This is a genomic window from Streptomyces sp. SID5469, from assembly GCF_009862865.1.
Taxonomy (GTDB): Bacteria; Actinomycetota; Actinomycetes; order Streptomycetales; family Streptomycetaceae; genus Streptomyces; species Streptomyces avermitilis.
Window position 1 is genome coordinate 567,426 of record NZ_WWIN01000001.1, and the last position, 20,162, is coordinate 587,587.

Annotated in this window: 18 protein-coding genes and 4 pseudogenes; 11 read left to right on the forward strand and 11 right to left on the reverse strand. The window is 69.3% G+C overall.

What is annotated here, in order from left to right; translation table 11 throughout:
- Positions 1-237 precede the first annotated feature (237 nt).
- Positions 238-1,272, forward strand: coding sequence for a DUF4158 domain-containing protein (locus GTY58_RS02300; protein ID WP_010981857.1), 1,035 nt, complete (start codon positions 238-240; stop codon positions 1,270-1,272).
- A 1-nt stretch (position 1,273) separates the two neighbouring features.
- Positions 1,274-2,527, forward strand: coding sequence for an Ig-like domain-containing protein (locus GTY58_RS02305; protein ID WP_010981858.1), 1,254 nt, complete (start codon positions 1,274-1,276; stop codon positions 2,525-2,527).
- 262 nt (positions 2,528-2,789) lie between these two features.
- Here GTY58_RS02305 and GTY58_RS02310 read toward each other — a convergent pair whose 3' ends face one another.
- A complete protein-coding gene (locus tag GTY58_RS02310; protein ID WP_052082445.1) occupies positions 2,790-3,287 on the reverse strand; it encodes a hypothetical protein in 498 nt (165 codons plus the stop codon).
- Positions 3,288-3,577: 290 nt separating this feature from the next.
- On the opposite strand from GTY58_RS02310, the pseudogene GTY58_RS02315 reads away from it, so the two are divergent.
- Together GTY58_RS02315 and GTY58_RS02320 are read left to right on the forward strand one after the other, a co-directional pair.
- Positions 3,578-4,153, forward strand: a pseudogene (locus GTY58_RS02315) (IS30 family transposase); the annotation flags it as partial.
- Between the two features lie 40 nt (positions 4,154-4,193).
- On the forward strand, positions 4,194-4,490 hold the full coding sequence (locus GTY58_RS02320; protein WP_255253777.1) for an IS3 family transposase: 297 nt from the start codon (positions 4,194-4,196) through the stop codon (positions 4,488-4,490).
- Here the strand turns inward: GTY58_RS02320 and GTY58_RS41485 are convergent.
- Positions 4,469-4,841, reverse strand: a pseudogene (locus tag GTY58_RS41485) (hypothetical protein); the annotation flags it as partial. The gene GTY58_RS02320 and the pseudogene GTY58_RS41485 overlap by 22 nt on opposite strands.
- Before the next feature lie 949 nt (positions 4,842-5,790).
- Positions 5,791-5,970 (reverse strand): hypothetical protein, encoded by a 180-nt coding sequence (locus GTY58_RS02330; RefSeq protein ID WP_037652164.1) that lies wholly within the window; start codon positions 5,968-5,970, stop codon positions 5,791-5,793.
- Between the two features lie 85 nt (positions 5,971-6,055).
- Between GTY58_RS02330 and GTY58_RS39340 the strand changes: the two genes are divergently transcribed.
- Positions 6,056-6,238 carry a hypothetical protein gene (locus GTY58_RS39340; RefSeq protein WP_137951517.1) on the forward strand — a complete coding sequence of 61 codons (183 nt, stop codon included), beginning with the start codon at positions 6,056-6,058 and terminating at the stop codon, positions 6,236-6,238.
- 243 nt (positions 6,239-6,481) lie between these two features.
- Here the strand turns inward: GTY58_RS39340 and GTY58_RS02335 are convergent, their stop codons facing one another.
- From GTY58_RS02335 to GTY58_RS02355, 5 genes and pseudogenes are all read right to left on the reverse strand, one after another.
- Entirely contained in the window at positions 6,482-7,420 is a 939-nt protein-coding gene (locus GTY58_RS02335) for a sigma-70 family RNA polymerase sigma factor (protein ID WP_010981862.1), read from the reverse strand.
- A 10-nt stretch (positions 7,421-7,430) separates the two neighbouring features.
- Positions 7,431-8,621: an FAD-dependent oxidoreductase gene (locus GTY58_RS02340; protein WP_010981863.1), complete on the reverse strand. Its 1,191-nt coding sequence runs from the start codon at positions 8,619-8,621 to the stop codon at positions 7,431-7,433.
- A 185-nt stretch (positions 8,622-8,806) separates the two neighbouring features.
- On the reverse strand, positions 8,807-9,178 hold the full coding sequence (locus GTY58_RS02345; protein WP_010981864.1) for a DUF2397 family protein: 372 nt from the start codon (positions 9,176-9,178) through the stop codon (positions 8,807-8,809).
- Between the two features lie 226 nt (positions 9,179-9,404).
- Positions 9,405-9,788, reverse strand: a pseudogene (locus tag GTY58_RS02350) (thiamine pyrophosphate-dependent enzyme); the annotation flags it as partial.
- A 505-nt stretch (positions 9,789-10,293) separates the two neighbouring features.
- Positions 10,294-10,743 carry an SRPBCC family protein gene (locus tag GTY58_RS02355; protein ID WP_037652168.1) on the reverse strand — a complete coding sequence of 150 codons (450 nt, stop codon included), beginning with the start codon at positions 10,741-10,743 and terminating at the stop codon, positions 10,294-10,296.
- 967 nt (positions 10,744-11,710) lie between these two features.
- On the opposite strand from GTY58_RS02355, the gene GTY58_RS02360 reads away from it, so the two are divergent.
- Positions 11,711-12,328: a carboxymuconolactone decarboxylase family protein gene (locus tag GTY58_RS02360; protein ID WP_010981867.1), complete on the forward strand. Its 618-nt coding sequence runs from the start codon at positions 11,711-11,713 to the stop codon at positions 12,326-12,328.
- Positions 12,321-13,124 (forward strand): SDR family oxidoreductase, encoded by an 804-nt coding sequence (locus tag GTY58_RS02365; RefSeq protein ID WP_010981868.1) that lies wholly within the window; start codon positions 12,321-12,323, stop codon positions 13,122-13,124. The genes GTY58_RS02360 and GTY58_RS02365 overlap by 8 nt, the downstream gene beginning before the upstream one ends.
- 60 nt (positions 13,125-13,184) lie before the next feature.
- Here the strand turns inward: GTY58_RS02365 and GTY58_RS02370 are convergent, their stop codons facing one another.
- Positions 13,185-13,844 carry a TetR/AcrR family transcriptional regulator gene (locus tag GTY58_RS02370; protein WP_037652170.1) on the reverse strand — a complete coding sequence of 220 codons (660 nt, stop codon included), beginning with the start codon at positions 13,842-13,844 and terminating at the stop codon, positions 13,185-13,187.
- A 365-nt stretch (positions 13,845-14,209) separates the two neighbouring features.
- On the opposite strand from GTY58_RS02370, the gene GTY58_RS02375 reads away from it, so the two are divergent.
- From GTY58_RS02375 to GTY58_RS39350, 4 genes are all read left to right on the forward strand, one after another.
- Positions 14,210-15,433: a choice-of-anchor Q domain-containing protein gene (locus GTY58_RS02375; protein WP_037652172.1), complete on the forward strand. Its 1,224-nt coding sequence runs from the start codon at positions 14,210-14,212 to the stop codon at positions 15,431-15,433.
- Positions 15,434-15,467: 34 nt separating this feature from the next.
- Complete coding sequence (locus GTY58_RS02380; RefSeq protein WP_010981871.1) at positions 15,468-17,330, forward strand: carboxylesterase family protein; 1,863 nt, start codon at positions 15,468-15,470, stop codon at positions 17,328-17,330.
- Entirely contained in the window at positions 17,330-17,719 is a 390-nt protein-coding gene (locus GTY58_RS39345; RefSeq protein WP_010981872.1) for a hypothetical protein, read from the forward strand. The genes GTY58_RS02380 and GTY58_RS39345 overlap by 1 nt, the downstream gene beginning before the upstream one ends.
- A 415-nt stretch (positions 17,720-18,134) precedes the next feature.
- Positions 18,135-18,449: a hypothetical protein gene (locus GTY58_RS39350; RefSeq protein ID WP_079121362.1), complete on the forward strand. Its 315-nt coding sequence runs from the start codon at positions 18,135-18,137 to the stop codon at positions 18,447-18,449.
- On the opposite strand, the gene GTY58_RS02390 is transcribed toward GTY58_RS39350, so the two are convergent.
- Both GTY58_RS02390 and GTY58_RS40200 read right to left on the reverse strand, forming a co-directional pair.
- Positions 18,433-19,092, reverse strand: a complete 660-nt coding sequence (locus GTY58_RS02390; protein WP_010981874.1) for a TetR/AcrR family transcriptional regulator — start codon at positions 19,090-19,092, stop codon at positions 18,433-18,435. The genes GTY58_RS39350 and GTY58_RS02390 overlap by 17 nt on opposite strands.
- Positions 19,093-19,845: 753 nt before the next feature.
- Positions 19,846-19,929, reverse strand: a pseudogene (locus tag GTY58_RS40200) (MarR family transcriptional regulator); the annotation flags it as partial.
- Positions 19,930-20,162: the final 233 nt, after the last annotated feature.

Below are 20,162 nucleotides of genomic sequence, written 5' to 3' on the forward strand. Positions count from 1 at the left end.
CCGACCCAGCCCTCCCGCACCTACTACGACAAGAACGAGCCCGCGGCAAGACCCACACCCAGGCCCTCCTCCGCCTCGCCCGCCAACGCATCAGCGTCCTGTTCGCCATGCTCCGAAACGGCACCTTCTAGGCCCTCGGGGAGGATCGGAACGGCCAATAGCGACATCTGGCCGATCTTGATTCCAGTTCGATGACTCGCCCTGTTTCCGCTGATCAGGGCCCCTACGTTCCGGGTCATGCCAGTTGAATTTCTCTCTCATGACCAGGTCTCGCGCTACGGCCGGTTCGCTTCGGCTCCGACACCCGGGGAGCTGGAGCAGTTCTTCCGTCTGGACGCGAAGGCGTTGGAGTCGGCGCGGTCGAAGCGGGCGCCGGCGAACCGGCTGGGGTGGGCGGTGCAGTGGGGCTGCGTACGGATGCTCGGGGTGTTCCCCACCGAGGACCTGTCCGTGGTCCCGGAGGTGGTGGTCCGCTTCGCTGCCGAACAGCTGGGTGTCGATCCGGGCGAGTTCGCCGCGTACGGAGCCCGGCGGCAGAACCGGTACGAGCACGCATGGGAGATCCGGGACGCCTACGCGTACCGGGAGTCCCCGGCGGCGGAGGCGCAGGTGCGGGAGTTTCTGGCGACGCGGGTGTGGGCGTCGTGGGAGGGGCCGCGGGCGTTGTTCGACCGGGCGGTGGGGTGGCTGGTGGACAACCGCGTGCTGCTGCCGGGGATTACGACGCTGACCCGGCTGGTGGCCGAGGTCCGCGCGCAGGAGAACGCTGCGTTGTACCGGACGCTGGATGAGGCGGTGCCCGAGAAGCTGCGGCAGTCGATGCGGGATCTGCTGAAGGTCCCGGAGGGCAGACGGGTCTCGGAGCTGGAGCGGCTGCGGAGATCCCCGATGGGGGTGTCGGGGTCGGCGGACAGGCTGGCGTTCAGCGAGCGGATCCGGATGGAAGCAGTCGCAATGTTCACCGCTGGGCCGGGCAGCACGGACATCGCGAAGGAGTTACGGGTCAGCGTCCAGTCGGTCCAGCGGTGGCGTTCAGGCCTGGCGGGAGACCGGCCAGGACGGGGTGCGGTCCCGCAGCCCGTCTCGGTCGAGCTGAGCGAGACCCTGTTCGCCGCGCTCGATGAGGAACGGGCCAAGGGCTTCGCTCCCTCATGGACAATACGTTACCTTCACCACGATTTCCCCATTTTTGGACAGAGGTATGCCTATAAATGGTCACAGGGCTGCTTGCACTCCTTCGGGCGATCAGCGCAGGGATACAGAGACCAGTGACATGGGAGAAGCTTTGATCACGCTGTGTACACGAAGCACCAGGCTGGCGGCTACGGCCGGCGTACTCGGCGGTGTACTCGCAGTCACGGCCCTCGGCGGTACGAGCAACGCTGCGACCAGCGGCAACGGTGCAGGGAACCACCCGACATCGCAGGCGAGGATAAATCAGGCGGGCGCCCAGGAAGCCTCCGACGCCCGCATCGAGATCACGCCCGGGCAAGGCACCTACAGCGTCGGGACCAACCACCCGGTCAGTGTCACCGTCACCAGCGGCAAGCTCACCAAGGTGACCATGACCGCCGTCGCGACCGGTGCCGAGATCCCGGGCACTCTGTCCACGGACGGCACCTCCTGGAAGCCAAACGGCCGGCTGGAGCGTGCCACCAAGTATCAGATCGCCGCAGAGGCTGGGGACGTCAAGGGCCGCTCCACCACCGGTAGCGCCACGATCACCACTGTCTCCCCGGCCAACGACTTCATCGGGCACCTCTCCCCCGAGGACGGCTCGACCGTCGGCGTGGCCATGCCGGTGACGGTCAACTTCGACAAGGCGATCAGCGACAAGGCGGCAGTGCAGTCGGAGATCCGGGTCAGCTCCAGCAGCGGCCAGCGGGTCGTCGGTCACTGGTTCAACGACCACCGCGTGGACTTCCGCCCCGAGAATTACTGGAGGCCCGGCTCCACCGTCACCGTTACGCTCAACCGCCACGGCATCCAGAAGACGGTCACGTTCAAGATCGGCCGGAGCCAGATCAGCACCGTGGACGCCAAGACGAAGCAGATGACCGTCGTCCGGGACGGCAAGACGATCAAGACCATCCCGATCTCGTCAGGCAGCCCTGAGCACCCGACGTACAACGGTCAGATGGTGATCTCCGAAAAGTTCAGGCAGATCCATATGAATGGTGCGAGCGTCGGCCTCACGGAGAAGAACGGCAAGCCCTCGTACGACATCAAGGCCGTACCGCACGCCATGCGCCTGACCGACTCGGGCACGTTCATCCATGGCAACTACTGGGGTACCGACTCTGTCTTCGGCGAGGCCAACACCAGCCACGGCTGCGTAGGCCTGAAGGATGTTCGAGGCGACAGCCACGGCAGGCAGCCCGCCGCGTGGTTCTTCGACCACTCGATAGTCGGTGACGTCGTGATCGTCAAGAACTCCGAGGAGAAGACCATGTTGGCCCCTGACAACGGCCTCAGCGATTGGAACATGTCGTGGAGCGAGTGGGTCGCGGGCAGCCCAGCCACCTGACACCACGTCACCTCCACGCAGCCGAACCGGCATCCCTTCCGCCAGGCGGTGGCCGACACCATGTCGGCCACCGCCTGCGGCGTCAGGACGCTTGAACAGCCCTCGGCCCGGGGGCCCCGCACCTGGTACGCGGGGAATGGGTAAGCCGGGTTCAGCGCGCGGCACGGAGAAGCGGACCGGTGGCAACACCGGCATCGCACTCAGTGTCGACTCAACAGGCACCCTCCCCGCAGGCGGCCGGTTGGTCGCCGCGCACACTGGATCAGATCAAGAGGAAGGCTGGGAGGGGGCGCCGCTCGGCCTCGTGCAACGTGACCAGCCCGGCACCTGCGGGCAGCCGCAAGCGCCGAAGCCGGTCACTCCGGTTGGCGCTCTGGGCCCCCGCAGTGAGGACTGTTCGGTCCGCCTCGGCGCGGATGGAGCTGAGGTAGGAGCCGTCGTCCAGAACTTGGAGCCCGGGCACGGCCGCGCTGCTGCGGAGGCGCCACAGCAGGTCGGCGCCGGTGGCGCGGGCGGTCTGCCACAGCTCGAAGCCGTAAAAGCCCTGATCGGCCAGCAGGAGCTTCCCCTCCCCGAGCTGGGGGAACAGCTGCCGGGACAGCTCTGCTCGCCCGCCGACAGCGGGTCCGATGACAGCCCCGAACACCGCATGGGTGCCGCATTCCGCCAGTGCCACCACCCTCGCCTGCGCGAACGCGCTCTCCCCGCGGCCGCCGGCCTGGCGGCCGAAGAACTCTTCGTTGGCCCATGTCCGCCACATCCAGCGTCGTGCCGTCCACCGCGACCAGACGCCAGTGCCGGTACTCGGCACGCCGTCTCGGGCACAGCCACCGGCCGGCACACCCGGGCGAGCAACGCCTTCAACGGCTCCACGCCCAGCCGCCGACGAGCCCGCCCGATCACGGCGCCCGCCACGACCACCGGGCCTCGCCCAGCAGCCGGGCGACCTCTTCGTATCCCTGGCCGAAGAACAGGCACCTCGCGAGGATGAAGTACACCACCACCGCGCCGACAGCAGACTGCGCTGTTCGACCCAGCCGGTCTCGGCGATCAGAACGCCCCGCCGAGGCCGCAGACCGCGCGGTCCCCGGACACTGGGAAGGCGATTTGATCATCGGGACGGGGCGCTCCGCGATCGGCACGCTGGTCGAGCGCAGCAGCCGCTCCACGCTCCTGGTGCACCTGCCCCGGCTCGAGGGCTGGGGTGAGAATCCGCCCGTGAAGAACGGCACCTCACTTGGGGGCTATGGCGCGATCGCGATGAACACAGCGCTCACCGCCTCGATGACGCAGCTGCCCGAGCAGCTACGCAAAACCCTCACCTGGGACCGCGGGAAGGAACTCTCCGGCCATGCCCAGTTCGCCCTCGACACCGGGACGAAGGTGTTCTTCGCCGATCCCCACTCGCCCTGGCAACGACCGACGAACGAGAACACGAACGGGCTGCTGCGTCAGTACTTCCCGAAGGGCACCGATCTCTCCCGGTGGTCGTCCACGGACCTCGAAGCCGTCGCCATGGCGATCAACAACCGGCCCCGCAAGACCCTCGGTTGGCGGACGCCAGCCGAGGTCTTCGAAGAGCAGCTACGCTCGCTGCAACAGCCCGGTGTTGCAACGACCAATTGAACTCGCCCAGTACACATCCGTGAAGCTGACAACTGGCCTTGTGAGAGCGGGAGTTGAGGCATCTATGGGCTCGGTCGGGGATTCGTACGATAACGCCCTCGCGGAGAACCTTTGGATGCTCATCAAAACCGAGTGCATCCGTGGGCGCACCTTCACCACCCGCGCCGAGGCCAACCTCGCGCTCTTCGAGTACATCGACGGCTTCTATAACTCCCGGCGCATCCAGAAGCGGCTCGGCTACCTCAGCCCCGTCGAGTTCGAGGAGAAGCACTACGCCGACCAGGCAACGGCCGAACGAACGAACCTGAAACCCCGTCAACCCGCCCTGGCCAGCTGATCAGCACCTCCCGCACACCGGGGGAAGCTCACGGCGGCCATGAGGTCGGTCATGGCGATGTGGGTCATGGCTTCGGAGTGGACGCGCAGGGTCTTGTAGTCGCGGGCAAGTCGACGGTTGAGCATGAGCCAGCCGTAGGTCCGCTCGACTGCCCAGCGTTTCGGGATCAAGTCCGGGGCTTGCGTTGATTTCCATGTCGATGCCGAGGGTGGCGGCGTGGTCGACGAGGTGCTGACGGTAGCCGCCGTCGACCCACCCCTTGCGGATGCCGGGGTGTTCGGCCGCGACCTGGTCCAGGAGTCTGGTGCCAGCGACGGAGTCCTGCACGCTCGCCGCTGTGACCAGCACGGATGGCATCCTCGAGAGGGCTGTGCCTGGGCTTTCACCCCTGCTGCACGAGTGCCTCGCATCCGCGGTCGAGCGATGCCATGAACTCGCGGTTGGCCGCACGGGCAGCGGCAAGGTCGTCGTCGCGTTCCTGGACCTTCAGCTCGGGACGAATCACCTTCTGTTCGAGGGCGGCGATCCAGGCCTTGAGCTGCTCGGGGTCGTCAGGGCCGCCGATGCCGAACTCGCGGCAGACCTCAGCGGAGCGCTCTGCTCAGGCGCAGTTCAGGTCGGCGGACCTGGGCTGCGAGCCGTGCGGAACGGGCTTCGGCGGCTGCGCGGTCGGCCTTCAGCGAAGCGCGGTCGGCCCGTGCGTGACCGCCGACGGGTGACTCGGCGGCCTGGGCATGGACTCAGGTGGCTTCGTTCACTTTCGTCAGCAGCGTGGACCAATGAGCTCGAGCAACGCTTGGTAATCAACGGGCCGACAGATGTTCACGCGAAATGACCGCACATCCAGCGCGTGGCGGACCGAGGCCGCTACCGCAGTGTGTCGACCCCGTAGAAGCCGGTCAGCTTCTGCGGGGTGACCACCGCATCTGCCCCACGCCCAGGAGAACCAGTCCAGAGAGCAGCAGCACGTTCATGCTGAAGAATCGGATCTCCCAGGACGGACTCGGCACGATTCCGAAGTAGAACAAGCCCTGCACAGTGCAGGGCGTGCCCACCAACAGTCCTCCAAGTCCATAGACCCGCGGTCGGGCGACATGGCGGCGCGCCCACGACAACGTCCACCCCGTGCGGATCGACACAGTTCCCAGGGCGATCGCCAGCACGCCCAGGACCATCCCAAGTCCAACGAACCAATCCACGGCCACCCCTCCGGCTTGCGAACATGCCCACCCGGGGCCGCGTCGCCGCGCAAACGGTACACCTGCCGTGTCTCGCGAGTTCAGTGCAGTTGTGCGGGTAGTCAGTCCGATGCCGGATGGTGGGGTGTCGGTTCATCGGCCTCGGCCTGTTGAAAGGTGCTGTACAGCAGCCCGAGTGAGGGGACGAGCAGGACGGCACCGCAGGCCAGGACGATCAGGCACGCAGACAGGACGGCAGGCTGGGAGGCGGCCTCGTCCAGGGTGAGGCTGCCCACCAGCATGGCCGGGTATTGGGCCGCGCCCCAGGCTGCACCAGAGGATCGCCGCGACTGCAAGTGCGGCCGCTGCCTGGGCCGCCACGTATTGTTGTTTCCCCAACTGCCCGACGACGAGGTGACCCCGCGCTGGCCCGCAACTTCGCGCGCCGAGCGACGCTCAGCGGGCTGGCCGGGCGGCCGGCTCTCCCTGACCAGCAGAACTCCGGCCACCTTCACCCTGCTGGTCCCGGTCCACGGAGCCGACTCCGAGGCCGACGCCTCGACCGAGTAAGGACGCACCCCGGCAGCTCTACGACCCGTGTGGTGCTCGCCGCGGCAGTGCGGTCCGCGGCAGCAGGCGGGGCCATGCCGGTGGTCACCAATGGGGTGGTGCTCTCGCGGTCCCCATAAACACAGCGCACTGCGCTCGCTTCGCGCTGTCGAGCATGCGAGACGACTTCGCCCGCGCCACCGCGATCTGAGCGGTGGCAAAAGCACCGCTCCGACTCAGGTCACTGGATGCCGGTGGCTCGGGTCACCATGCGTTGATGGCTGGCGCGTCGGGTTCGTGCTGCCGCCACGCCTCGTTGAGGCGCGCGAGCCGGTCCGCGGCGGCGATGCCGCGCAGGGACGCGACCTTGCCGTCGCTGACTTCGAACGCCACGGCGCCCACGACCCGGTCGTCGACCACGGCGAGGACGGCCGGGGAGCCGTTGACCAGCGCGATATAGAACGCGGGCGAGCCGCCGGCCAGCCGGCGCTTCGCCGGCGTGGGCTTGAAGCCGGCCCGCACGTAGGAGGCGACCCGCTCGCGCGTCTTGTAGTGCAGCAGCCGCTTGCTCAGTCCGGCGCCGTCCGAGACCGCCGTCACGTCGTCGGTGAGCAGCGCCACCAGCCGTTCGGTGCGCCCCGACGTGGCGGCGGCGAGGAACTCCTCGACGACCCGGCGCGCGGACGCGGGGTCGGTCTCGCTGCCTCGGCGGCGCTCGGCGGCGACCCGGATCCGGGCCCGGTGGACGTGCTGCTGGCTCGCGGACTCGGTGATGTCGAGGATCCCGGCGATCTCGGCGTGGCTGTACGAGAAGGCCTCACGCAGAACGTAGACGGCCCGCTCGACCGGCGAGAGGCGCTCCAAGAGGGTCAGTACGGCCAAGGACACCGATTCGCGCTGCTCGAAGGTGTCGGCCGGGCCGAGCATCGGGTCGCTATCGAGGAGCGGCTCGGGCAGCCAGGCACCGGCCGCCTGCTCGTGGCGCGCCTGCGCCGAGCGGAGCCGGTCGAGGCAGAGATTGGTGACGACCTTGGTCAGCCACGCCTCCGGCACCTCAACCCGTTCGCGGTATGGGGCCTGCCAGCGCAGGAACGTGTCCTGCACGGCGTCCTCGGCGTCGGCGGCCGAGCCGAGCAGACGGTACGCGAGCGAGGCCAGCCGGCCCTGGCTAGCCTCGAACCGATCGATGGCTGCGATGTCCATGCGGAGCAGCCTAGGCGGCGACCTTCACACCGGCCCGGTCAGGCGCGGTGGCCAGGCGGCGCTTGCGCTTCGGCATGCCGAAGGTCGGGTGGGCGATGCTCCACCCGGCGCCCTTGAGCACGCCCGACTTGAGCCGCGCGGCGGTCCGGCCGCCCAGGTACCAGGGCTTCGACCGGCCGTCCCCGTCCACCATCTGGAAGATCGCGTCCCGCCGCCCGAGGCTGATGTGGTTGCCGTGGTACTTCAGCCCGGTGGTCGGGACCTCACTACCCGTCAGGCGCGCGATGATCGCGGCGGTTGCCTGCATGTTGGTGAAGCCGGCCGAGGCGCAGGACATCGGCAGCGGCCGGCCGTTGTCGCCGATCGCGTAGGCGCAGTCACCGGCGGCGTAGACGTCCGGGTGCGAGACCGAGCGCATGGTGCGGTCGACGACGATCTGGCCGGTCTCGGCGACCTCCAGGCCGCTGGCGGCCGCCATGGGGTGCACGGCGAACCCGGCCGACCACATGGTCACGTCGGCCGGGATGGACGTACCGTCGGCGGCGATCGCCCGTGTCGGCTCCACGGCTTCGATGCCGGTGTGCTCGTGGACGGTGATGCCGAGCCGGTCGAACGCCTGGCGCAGGTGACGGCGGGCCTTCGGGGAGAGCCAGGCGCCCAGCTCGCCGCGGGCGGCGAGGGCGACCGAGAGGTCGGGCCGGGACTCGGCGAACTCGGTGGCGCTCTCGATGCCGGTCAGCCCCTCACCGACGACCAGCACGGTGCCGCCCTCGCCCAGGCCGGCCAGGCGCTCGCGCAGACGCAGCGCCGAGGACCGGCCGGTCACATCGAAGGCGTACTCGGCCACGCCGGGGACGCCATGGTGGGCGACGGAGCTGCCGAGCGCGTAGAGAAGCGTGTCGTAGGCGAGCTCGCCGTCGCCGTCCTCGCCGGTCACGGCGACGGTCCTGCGGTCGGGGTCGACGCCGGTGACGCGCGCCAGGCGCAGCCGCACCCCGGTGCTCGCGAATACGTCGGCGAGGTTGCAGAACGCGAGGTCCTGGCCGATCGCGAGCTGGTGGAGCCGCATCCGCTCAACGAAGTCGGGCACGGCGTTGACGACGGTGATCTCGGTGTCGGCGGGGGAGAGTCGGCGGGCCAGGTTTCCGGCGGCGAAGGCCCCAGCGTATCCGGCGCCGAGTACGACGATGCGGTGCTTCATGGCGTTGCTCCTGTCTCGTTCGCGTGCCCCTTGAACGAGACGGCGTCCCGATTGCTGACAGGAGCCGGGTGTGACGCGGGTCACCGAACTGAGACGTGCGGATGAGCCTCCGACAGGCGCTCGGCCACACATCTGCCGTTTGAGCATCTTGATCCGGTCGCGTGTCCTTCGACGACGCCGGAGCTCTAGGTGCTCGGCGCGGAGCCGGGCCGCTGGGCGTCGTTGCGCTCGATGCGGCCGGTGCCGTGCCGGGCGGAGGTGCGGCCGGACTGGACCAGGGTGCGAGCCAGCTCGACCGGTTCGGCCCCCCACCAGGACGTACGCCCTGGGATCTGTTCGGGATCGGCATACGGGACGGCGATGTGCCGGGGTGCGCCGAGCCCGAAGCCCGCCTGTAACAGGGCGTGCGCGTCCTCGTCGCTCGCACAGGAGGTGAACCAGTCGGCGTGGTGGCGCAGCTGGCTCTCCCGGCTCACCCCGCCACGGCGCGCCTCGGTGACGCGGCGCAGCAGGGCAAGGACGGAGCGGATCGCGGTGACGGTGGCGTCCTGCAGCATGTAGTCCCGTGGCCACGTACTCCCGTGACCACACCGGTCAGCGACTCCCGTACGACAGAAGCTGTTTCGACCGCGCCGTAGACCCAGGCCGGTCCTGCTCCCCGCATTAGCCCGTACTACAACCAGGGTCGTCGCATTCCCCTCCAACGTGCCGTCGAGGGGAGGTCGGTGGACAGGGTGTAGACGGCGGCCTCGAGGTTCTCCAACAGCGGTTCGGTGGTGTGCCTTACTTGTTCCGATGCCCGCCGGGCAGCATCTCCTGCACCTTCGCCTTGAAGCCCTGCTTCACCACGCCCGCCCGGTCGCTGTCACCCTCGAGGATCGCGGTGGCCGCCGCTTCGATCTGCTCCAGCGTGGCGTGCGGCGGGATCGGTGGCACCGCCGGGTCCGTGCGGAAGTCGAGCACGAATGGCCGGTCGCAAGCCAGCGCCTGGCGCCACGCACTCTCCACGTCGCCCGGCTTCTCCACCCGCACGCCGCCCAGGCCGAGGGAGCGTGCGAAGTCCGCGTACGGCACCTCCGGAAGCGACTGCGAGGGCAGGAATTGCGGTGCCCCGGACATGGCGCGCATCTCCCAGGTGACCTGGTTGAGGTCCTGGTTGTTGAGGACGAAAGTGGTCGGAGATCGCCAGTGGCTCGAAGCCAGTCCGCTCGGCCGCGCGGGCCTAGGAGAGCAGTTCGGCCGGAGTGAACTCCTCGGAGGAGAGGAAGTAGCCGTACGTCGCCATGCGTCGCCGTTCCAGGAACTGGTCGCGCGGTCTCGGGTCCTGCTGTGGGTGGCGGGTACCCGCCCGAGGCTGAGCCGAACGGGGGGCACAGTACGGACTCGCGTCGCGGCGTCGTGCCGCAGTCCATGCGACAACCGAGCGTGAGGCCCGCATCGCCGCGTTTCGCCGGCTCCCTTGCTACAACAGCCGACGCCTTCATTCCCGGCTCGGACAACGCAGTCCGATCGCCTACGAAACGCCCTGGGCTGCTGTACCGCTGGATGAAACCGACCGGTCGGACCACCCCGTGGATGTGAGAAGCCGGGAGGAGCGGGATTCCTCACGTCCACGGGGCGTGGAGCATCGGTGGCTCCATGGACCGTCGGTCGTGTCCGAGCTGGTTTCGGGTCAGACCTGCCCGCGCCAGGCGCCGCTTTCCTGGCCCCGATTTTCGATGAAGGACTTGAACCGCTTCAGGTCCTCGGAGACTTGGTGCTTCACCACGCCAAGCTTGTCCCCGACGGCGTCGACGACACCCTTGGAGTCGTGGTCCATTTGCAGCATGACCTTGGTGCGCCGGTCGTCCAGTCGGTGGAAGGTGACCACGCCCGCTTGGTGTACATCACCGCCGACCGTCGTCCATGACACCTGTTCGTCCGGGATCTGTTCGACGATTTCCGCATCGAACTCCCTGGTCACGCCGCCTACCTTCGTCACCCAGTGGGTGAGCGTCGCGGTCTGCTGTTCAATCCGCTCCACACCACCCATGAACTGCGGGAACTCCTCGAATTGCGTCCACTGGTTGTACGCGGTGCTGACGGGTACGGCGACCTCGATGGATTCCTCGACCTTGGACACAGCACTCCTCAAGTTTGGGGACGCTTACCTGAATCCGCCGCGTACCCCGCAGGCATACACGTACACGTGGCCACCCTCGGTACCCGGCCCGCACGGTCGCTCGGTTGAGCGTTTTTGCCGTGCGGGCCCGACAGCAACGGAGTGGGCATGGCACAGCGCAGTGTTCGGAATCTCCGTCGCTGAACCGCCGCCGGAGAAATCGACCGGCACGAGGGTGCGGGGAGCCGCTCCTCCTCGCCCGAAAGGCTGCTTCGAGGGGGCAGCTCTGTCTGGGCCCACCGCCACCGCAGGGATATTCCGCTGTCCTGACCGGTAAAGAGAGATCGGGGGGGCCGCCCCAGCACGCTCTTTGCGCCGGGGAACGTGCTCCCGACTGGCTACGCTTGAGACGCAGAGCCTCCTGGTGGCAACCAGGCTGGACTTCATGGCCGAAGTGCGTCGCACGCGCGCAAGGAAGTACTCGACGCCATCCGGCCGCCGCGCATCGTCCACCGCGGACCCATACACGCCGTGCGCGCAGCCCACCACAGTCTGCAGGAACTGACCGATGCGTCCAGCCAGGTGGTGCAACGGATCAAGGCTGGTGAGCGCGCGGGTATCTGCTCGGGGCGTGCACCCGTCGGCGCGACTGCTCCCTGAATGATCAGGGCTCACCGCCGCTCGAGCTCTGATTTTGTCGAACGAGGGGACTTCGAGGAACACCTTCGATGACCTGCGCTCCTGGCGGGCATCGAGCTGGGTGGTTCTTCGTTGCGGATGCCGGTCAGGCGGAGGACCTCGATCGTGGATCGTGGCGAAGGCCCCAACGCTTCCTCTACTTCTCGAGCTTCTCGACCGTTCGCTGAATGATCCGGCGGGCAGCCCAGAAACCGAACATCGCTCGGGGCGATGGAGGCCGGTCATGCGCATTGACTTGCTAAGCGTTCAGCCAGTCTCCTAGGGTGAACGCCACACGTTGGAGGTCGCCATGTCAGAGCGCCACGAACCCCGCCACGAACCCGCCGGACAGACCCGTCCGCGGCTGGTGCCCCTCCCCGAGGAGCACTGGGATGCAAGGACCCGGAAGCTGTTGGCCGGCGCAGCCCACGACCCCGGAGGGCGGATCCCGAACATCTTCACGACACTGGTGCGCCATCCCGATCTCTACGAGCAGTTCATGCCCTTCGGAGGCCAGTTGCTCCGCAGGGGCCGACTACCAGCGAGGCTCCGAGAACTGCTGATCCTGCGCACCTCCTGCAACACCGGCACCCGGTACGAGTGGGGACGGCACCTTACGCTGGCCAAGGCCGCGGGCGTCACGGATGGGGACATCAACCGCATCACCGAGGGACCGGAAGCGCCCGGCTGGACGGACCTCGAGAGGCACCTGATCCGGGCGGCGGACGAGCTGAACAGCGGTGCAACACTGTCCGACGCCACCTGGGAGGCGCTGACCGAACACTTCGGCGACGCCGAGCTGATCGAGATCGTCATGCTGGTGGGGCAGTACCACATGGTGGCCTTCTTCCTGAACGCCACCGGTGTGGAATTGGACCCCGGTTTCGACAGCACAGGCTTCACGGAAGGGGACCGGAACCATGGGTGAAGGACACCCGGAGCAGGCGGCCCCTCGGCTGGCCGGCCGCAAAGTGCTGGTGGTCGGTGCGGGCACCCGCCCCGACGGCGACCCGCGGGCACCCGTCGGCAACGGCCGGGCGATCGCCGTGCTCGCCGCCCGTGAGGGCGCCGACGTGGCATGTGCCGACGTGGCCGCCCCGGCCGCCGCCGCGACCGCCGAACTGGTCCACTCGGAGGGGGCATTGAGCGTGGCCGTCGTGGGTGACGCGACGGATGCCAAGCAGTCGGCCGCCATGGTCGCCGAGGCGGTCCGCCGTCTGGGCGGACTGGATGCGCTCGTGGTCAACGTCGGAGTCGGTCTCGGCACCGGGCTGGATGGCTCATCACCCGAGGACTGGGACCAGGTGCTCTCGCTGAATCTGCGTGCGCCCTTTCTGGCCGCCAAGCACGCCCTGCCGGCGATGGCCGACGGAGGCGCCGTCGTCTTCATCGGATCGGTCGCAGGACTGCGCGCCGCCACGAACTCGCCGGCCTACGACAGTTCCAAGGCCGGCCTGTTCGGCCTCACCCGCCATGTCGCCAAAGAGGGCGGGGCGCGCCGGATCCGCGCCAACCTGGTCGTCCCCGGTCTGATCGACACCCCCATGGGACGACAGGCCTCGGCCCAACGGGCCTCCAGGACCGCCTCGTTCGAGCGCATCCCGTTGGGCCGCCAGGGCACCGCCTGGGAGGTCGCGGAGGCCGTCGCGTTCCTGCTCTCCGACCGCGCCTCCTACATCACGGGCCAGAGCCTGGTGGTGGACGGCGGACTCAGCGCCGTATGACGCACGGCGCCCCGGCCCCCGGCCGGCCACCGCCCAACCCGGGCGCGGTCGACCGGGGGCTCAGTCGGCGCCCCGCGTGGCCGTGAGTCCGAGCACCAGCGTCTCGCGGGCAGCCCGTGCGATGTCCACCAGACGGGTTCGGGCGGAGTCCAGTTGATACTGAAGGAGCACGCCGCGGGCGATGCTCTCCACCAGGAACGCCTGCGCGACCACGTCCACGTCCGGGCGGATGCTCCCATCCGCGATCCCCCGCCTGAGGTCCTCCTCGACGCCGGTGCGCACGAGACTGAGATGCTCGGCCATCAAGTCCTTCATCCCGTCGGCGCTGCCGACCGCCTCGACGAGGAGCACCAGCAACGCCCGCGCCCGCACCCCCGGCTCCGGCTCCGCCAGCCGGGCGAAGAGCTGGTCGAGCTTGGCCAAAACTGATTCGAGCCCGTTCATCCGGGCGTACCCGGGCTGCGACCGGAGCAGGTCGATGAACGTCTCACGAATGTCGGCGACCACGGCTTCGACGAGCCCGGCCTTGGACATGAAGTGGTAGTTGACCATGCCCCGGCTGACTCCGGCACGGTCGCCGACCTTCTTCACCGTCAGGCCGCGGTAGCCCTCCTCCGCGAGGATCTCCAGTGCCGCGTTCAGGAGCCTTCGGCGGGAGGCCTCTCGCTGGTCATCGCGCTTGGTCGGGGGGCGTCGGGCCGCCACGGTTGGTTCGCTCATCGGACCTGCAGTATGCCATCGACGGGGCGGCCCTCTGGCCTGTGGCGACCGCGCCAGTGGTCCTGCCGCTACCTCAAGCGGACGGTAACCGCCTCGGCCGTCGTCGTGGCCGACGCCCATGGCACTCAAGCAGCTGCCGCTCCGTACAGCCGCGCCACCTCCATTCGGCCATTCTCCCCGTCGGTCGTGGACACACGGCGTTCTGAATGGAACGCTCGCTCCAGACCGCGGGCGGTCTCACGTGGCACAGTCCGTCGGCCCACGCCGACCGCGTTCCTCGCACGAGCCGCACATCGCGCACCACACGAAGTCCTCGCGGCAGCCGAGTCCCGGCACGCCCATGCCTCGCGTGAAAGGTGCACCGCATGAAGGTCAGAGCCATCCCGACAGCAGTCACCGCCGCTCTCCTTGTCACTGCGGCGCATCCCGCCGCCGGTGCCGCCGCCCCCGCCGAAGCCGTGCCGACGAGGTTCACCGTCGACACCACATCCGACGCGGTGGACGCCGACCCGTCGGACGGCCGGTGCCGCACCGCGTCCGGCACGTGCAGCCTGCGCGCCGCGGTGATGGCCGCCAACTCCCGGCCGGGCAGCACGATCGCGCTGCCTTCCGGCCGCTACCGGCTGACGATCCCGCCTGACCCCCGGCTGATCACCGGCGACCATCCCGACCCGACCACTGGCGACTTGAACGTCGACGCGCCCACCACGATTACCGGCGCCGGTGCGCGGGCTACCGTCATCGACGCCAACCACCTGGACCGGGCCTTCCGCCTGCGGGCGGACACCCGTATGTCCGATGTGACGATCACGGGGGGAGAGGCAAGGCAGCGGGAACTTCCCTTCACCGACACCGGGGGCGGCGGCATCGCCAACGAACGGCATCTGACGCTGCGTCGGGTCGCGGTGACCGGGAATTCCGCCGGCTATGGGGGCGGCGTCTTCAACGTCCCGGACTCCCACCTGGATCTCGTCGACAGCACGGTCAGCGGGAACGCCGCCGGAGAGGCCGGAGGCATCAGGTTCGACGACAGCGGCACTGTGACGAACTCGACGATCGCCGGCAACCGCGTGACGGACCCCGGCGACCGCCCCGGCAGCCTCGGCGGCTACGGCGGAGGCATCGACATCCGCGGACTGGGAACCGTGGAAATCCTCGACTCGACCATCACGGGGAACCGTTCCAGCCACCACGGGGGCGGAATCAACATCGCCCCCGCCTACCTCGACAGCCTGCCCGCACCGATCCCCGACATCGTCGATCTGCCTCTTGGACGTCTGGTCCTGCGCAACTCCATCGTCGCGGGCAACACCGCCGACTGCGCGAAGGCCTTCGCCATCATCGCGTCTCGAGGCCACAACATCGACGGCGACGGCAGCTGCCGGCTGACCGCCACGGGCGATCTGCCCCGCCGTGACCCGCTGGTGGGGCCGCTCGCGGACAACGGCGGCCCCACAGACACCACGGCGCTGCTGCCGGGCAGCCCCGCCCTCGACGCGGCCGACGGCTGCCCAGCCACCGATCAGCGCGGCGTCGCCCGCCCCCAGGGCACCGCCTGCGACATCGGCGCCTACGAGTACACGCCATGACCCCCTGTCTCCGCACCGGCATCAGGAGGATGCGATGAGATCTTCGAGCTCGCGCCCCGCCCTGGCCACCGCCGTGACCGTCGTAGCGGCCCTGCTGCTGTCCCTCACCACTCCCCCAGTCACGGCGCATGCCGATGCCGACCATGACTCCCTGGTCGTGCGCACCGACCGCGGCTGGGTGCGCGGGGCAGCCGGCCGCGACCGCGGGCGAATCTTTCAGGGGATTCCGTTCGCCGCCCCGCCGACGGGTGACTTGCGCTGGCGTCCACCCCGACCCGCCGCACGGTGGTCCGGCGTACGGGACGCCACCGCGTCCGCCCATCCCTGTCCGCAACTGCCGCTGACCCTGCTCCCCGACGGCGGCCCCGTCCTGCCCGGCGAGTCCAACCGCACCGGCAGCACCACAGAGGACTGCCTGTACCTCAATGTGTGGACGCCCGCCCGCACCATGGTCCGGCCCCTCCCGGTGCTGGTGTGGCTGCACGGCGGCGGCAACGCCTACGGCGCGGGCAGCGACTACGACGGCTCGGCGCTTGCTGCGCGCGGTGTGGTCGTGGTGACCGTTAACTACCGCCTCGGAGCACTGGGGTTCCTCGCCCACTCCGCCCTGTCGGCCGAGAGTGCGGACCGTGCCTCCGGCGACTACGCCCTGATGGACCAGCAGGCCGCATTGCGCTGGGTACGGCGCAACATCGGCGCCTTCGGCGGCGACCGCAGCCGGGTGACGCTCGGCGGTCAGTCCGCCGGATCGTCGGACGCCTGCGTCCACATCGCCTCGCCGACCGCGAAGGGCCTGTTCCACCGGGCGATCCAGCAGAGCGGAAGCTGCGCAGCGGACGGCGGACTGACACCGCCCACGCTCGACGCTGCAGAGCGGAAGGGAAGCGACTTCGCGGCCACGGTCGGCTGCACCGACCCGGCGACCGCGGCGGCCTGTCTGCGAGCCGTACCCACCACCGAGCTCATCCGCAGCACAGGAACCGGGGCCGCGTCCTTGTGGGGCCCGAACACCGGGCCCCACATCCTTCCGCGCACGCCGCACGCGGCGTGGGCCGAGGGACGGGTGAACGCGGTGCCGACGCTGAGCGGCAACACCCACGACGAGTACCGCTACTTCACCGCCCTGTACGTGGATCTGCTCGGCGGCGGCCCGCTGACCCCTGCCTCGTACGCGGCACTGATCACGCTTCAGCACGGCGACCGTGCGGCCGCGGTCCTCGGCACGTACCCGGCTGCGGCGTACCCGTCGCCCAACCTGGCCTATTCCACCGTCGGCACCGACCAGCGGTTCGCCTGCCCGGCACGGGCCGACAGCCGGCTGTACAGCAGCCGAGCGCCCGTGTACGCCTACGAGTTCGCCGACTCCCAGGCACCACCGTTCATTCCCGCCCCGCACACACCGCAGGGCGCTTTCCACGCCTCCGAACTCGCCTTTCTCTTCCCCACGGACGCGGTGCCACCCCTGACGCCGGCCCAGCGCCGTCTGTCCGCCATGATGACCGCCTACTGGGCCCGCTTCGCGGCCACCGGCGACCCCAACGTGCCCTGGGCTCCCACCTGGCCGCGCTACACGGCCGACGGAGACCGCATCCAAGTGCTGACGCCGGACCGGACGGGCCCCACCACCGGGTTCGCGGCCGACCATCACTGCACATTCTGGCAGCCCCCCACTCCCCGGGGGCGGTGCGGTGACGTCGACGTGGGCCCTGGTCCGGGACGGGTGCCGGAGCGTGCGGCAGGGCCCCTGACGCCCTGGCCAACCGTCAGCGGGAGCGTTTGGTCGCGACGGTCGCCTTCGCCCGCGCTCACTCCCCGTACTACCGCGAGCTGTACCGGACCCTGCCGGAACGCGTCGAGGACCCGGCCCTGCTGCCGGTCACGCGCAAAGAGATACTGATGGCCCGATTCGACGACTGGGTTACCGACCCGGAGGTGACGCTCGACCGCGTACGTGCCTTCGTCGCCGACCCCGGCCGGGTCGGCGAGCGCTTCCTGTACAGGTACCTGGTCACCACCACGTCCGGAACCACCGGACACCGCGGCGTGTTCCTTCTCGACGACCGGGCGGCGGCGGTGGCCAGGGCCCTATCGCTGCGGGCCGCCCGGCGCACTTTGACCGCCTCGGCGACGGCCCGTTTACTCGCCCACCGCGAGCGGTCGGCGCACATCGTCGCCACCAGCGGCCATCTGGCCGCCTGCACGCCCGGGGCAGCCGGGTGCTGTCGGCGCACAGCCCGCTGCCCGACCTGGTGGACCAACTCAACCGGTACCGGCCCGTGTTCCTGAGCGGCTACGCCACGGTGATCTCGCTGCTCGCCGGTGAGCAGCTGGCCGGCCGCCTGCGCATCGCTCCGGCCGTGGTGCCCCTGGTGGCTGAGGGCCCCGGTGACCGCGACCACCGCCGGATCCGCTCTGCCTTCCGGGCGCCTGTGGTCAACACCTACGGCTGCAACGAGAGCCTCGCCCTGGCCTACGGCTGCGCGTTCGGATGGCTCCACGTCCACAGTGACTGGCTGATCCTGGAACCCGTCGACGCCGACCACCGCCCCACTTCGCCGGGGGAGTCCTTCACCGTGCTCCTGACCAGCCTGTGCCAATGGGCGCAGCCGATCCTGCGCTACGACCTCGGCGACAGGGTCTGCTGCGCCCGGACGCGTGCGCGTGCGGAGACCCGCTCCCCTCCATCAAGGTCCGTGGCCGCGTGGCCGACCTGCTGTCCTTCCCGCGCCGGGGCGGCGGCACCGTCCGGATCGTGCCCATGGCCTTCGAGACCCTCCTGGAAAGCATCCCGGACATCGACCTGTTCCAGATCGTCCAGACGTCGCCCACCACCCTCCGGGTGAGGATCCGGTCCACCACCGGAGCCGATCGAGAACGGCTGTGGACGGCGGTGCGCCAGGAGCTGGCCGCCCTCCTCGGCGCCCACGGGGCGGACCAGGTCAGTGTCGAACGGGCCCACGAGCCACCCGAGCAGTCGCCGGGCGGCAAGTACCGTGTCGTCATGCCCCATTCGTGACGCCGCGCGACGGGGCGTCCTCACCCGGGGCGTCCCGTACCGGAACGCCGTGGTGAGCGGCCAGTGCCAGCAACGCCACACGCAACGACCCGGTCTCCAGGGCGGTGCCCGGATCGAACCAGAGGGCCACGGCTGTTCCGCTCGCCATCCTGAGCGTGAAGCGCGCCAACTCGTCCGCCACCTCCGGGCGGTCACGCAACCCGAAGACGGCGCTCACCGATTCCCGTGCCCAGACCACCAGCGCGTCGCGGTACTGACGCACCTCGGCCACGGCCGCCGCACTGGCATCCTGCTGCACCATGCCCAGCCCCAGCAGCAACCGCAGACCGTGCGGATGACGCTCGAACGCGTCCCTGACCTCGGCCAGGAAGGTGTCCAGGCGCTGGATGACGTCGGCGCCCGGCACCTCGGCCGGAGGCAGGGCAGCCAGCAGCTCGGTCCTGGCGCGCTCCAGCACCGCGATATAAATCCCGTCCTTGCTCCCGAAGTGCCAGTAGAGGGAGCTGGTCGGCAGACCGCACGCGGCGGAGATCATCGAGATGGAGGTGGCGGCGTAGCCGTACCGCGCCATCAGTTCGCCGGCGGTGTCGAGAATCGCGTCCCGGGACCGTGCGCCGCGGTTCTGGACCGGTGCCTCCGTCATACCGCTGACTTTAGACGACACGATGGCCAACGGGCCCATGCGTGGATTCAGCCATAATCGCTTGCATTCGGAGCCGCGCTGATCGGCTCTGTAGCGGGTCCGCAAAAGGGTTCGGAACGTCTCTGGAACAGCCGGTCCGCGGTGACCTGCGTACTCAGCGAGCTGGTGAGGTCGGACCGGGACGCCCGGCCGACGTTGCCATCGGCGGGTTTGCCCAGCCCGCATCCCGAACCGGACGTGCCCGATCTCCAGGCATCTCCACAAGCCCCTCTCAGACGGCCGCCGCCCATGGTCCCGCTGGGCCAGGGCGAGGGGATCTTGTTTTCGCGATACAAGTAGCGATCGGCCCGGACCTTCGCGCGCCTGAACAAGACCACCTCATCGTCGGCAGGCCACCACCGGCCCGCACAATAGCGACGGCGCGGACTCTTCCAGCTGGACCAACAGTGCAGCTTGGTCCGCATCTCCCGTACCCGGCGCTCGGCCTTGAGCAGCGCGCACCCCAGCGCATCGGCATTCACCAGCGGCCTCCCGGCATTGCAGCATCCTCCCTGCCGACTTACCGGCCCCCTTCGCCATGCACGGAGCTTTCCTCAGCTCGGACTACTACGGAACCTCCGCCCCGCCTGCGGACCTCAGCCGGCAACGGGCCTGCCCTCGGTCTCCGGATCGGACGCCCGGAAATGAGCGCGACCGCAGGCGGTTCCCGCGTTCACCACGTGCCGATCGGTCAGGTCGGCGTCCCGCAAAACGGTGCGACTCGATCTTTCCGTGCAGCAGGGAGAGTGCGTACCAGCCCTGAGCGAGGACGGTGAGCGCGCCGGGTCTGGCGGTCATGGGCGAGCGCGCCTGCAAGTACGCGGCTCCGTCCACGCAACCAACTCCGCCTCACTGCTACTCGGTATCACCCAGTTCGAGAAGGACTGCCAAGGCTTCCGCTGACCGCTCAGCAGGCTTGATCAGTCGGCCTTGCGTGCGCGGACTCCGCGGGCTGGCGGGTGTGGCGGAAGACCGCAGTGCCTGCGCGACAGCGTCAACGGGCCTGTCCAGTGTGGTCTTTCGCCTGGTAG

Coding starts and splice junctions, on each gene's coding strand:
- GTY58_RS02330 (WP_037652164.1), bottom strand. CDS start 5,970: ATGCTGGTGGGCAGCCTCACCCTGGACGAGGCCGCCTCCCAGCCTGCC.
- GTY58_RS02365 (WP_010981868.1), top strand. CDS start 12,321: ATGGGTGAAGGACACCCGGAGCAGGCGGCCCCTCGGCTGGCCGGCCGC.
- GTY58_RS39345 (WP_010981872.1), top strand. CDS start 17,330: ATGGCCCGATTCGACGACTGGGTTACCGACCCGGAGGTGACGCTCGAC.
- GTY58_RS02300 (WP_010981857.1), top strand. CDS start 238: ATGCCAGTTGAATTTCTCTCTCATGACCAGGTCTCGCGCTACGGCCGG.
- GTY58_RS02345 (WP_010981864.1), bottom strand. CDS start 9,178: ATGCTGCAGGACGCCACCGTCACCGCGATCCGCTCCGTCCTTGCCCTG.
- GTY58_RS02370 (WP_037652170.1), bottom strand. CDS start 13,844: ATGAGCGAACCAACCGTGGCGGCCCGACGCCCCCCGACCAAGCGCGAT.
- GTY58_RS02305 (WP_010981858.1), top strand. CDS start 1,274: ATGGGAGAAGCTTTGATCACGCTGTGTACACGAAGCACCAGGCTGGCG.
- GTY58_RS02375 (WP_037652172.1), top strand. CDS start 14,210: ATGAAGGTCAGAGCCATCCCGACAGCAGTCACCGCCGCTCTCCTTGTC.
- GTY58_RS02310 (WP_052082445.1), bottom strand. CDS start 3,287: ATGTGGCGGACATGGGCCAACGAAGAGTTCTTCGGCCGCCAGGCCGGC.
- GTY58_RS02390 (WP_010981874.1), bottom strand. CDS start 19,092: ATGACGGAGGCACCGGTCCAGAACCGCGGCGCACGGTCCCGGGACGCG.
- GTY58_RS02380 (WP_010981871.1), top strand. CDS start 15,468: ATGAGATCTTCGAGCTCGCGCCCCGCCCTGGCCACCGCCGTGACCGTC.
- GTY58_RS02335 (WP_010981862.1), bottom strand. CDS start 7,420: ATGGACATCGCAGCCATCGATCGGTTCGAGGCTAGCCAGGGCCGGCTG.
- GTY58_RS02360 (WP_010981867.1), top strand. CDS start 11,711: ATGTCAGAGCGCCACGAACCCCGCCACGAACCCGCCGGACAGACCCGT.
- GTY58_RS02340 (WP_010981863.1), bottom strand. CDS start 8,621: ATGAAGCACCGCATCGTCGTACTCGGCGCCGGATACGCTGGGGCCTTC.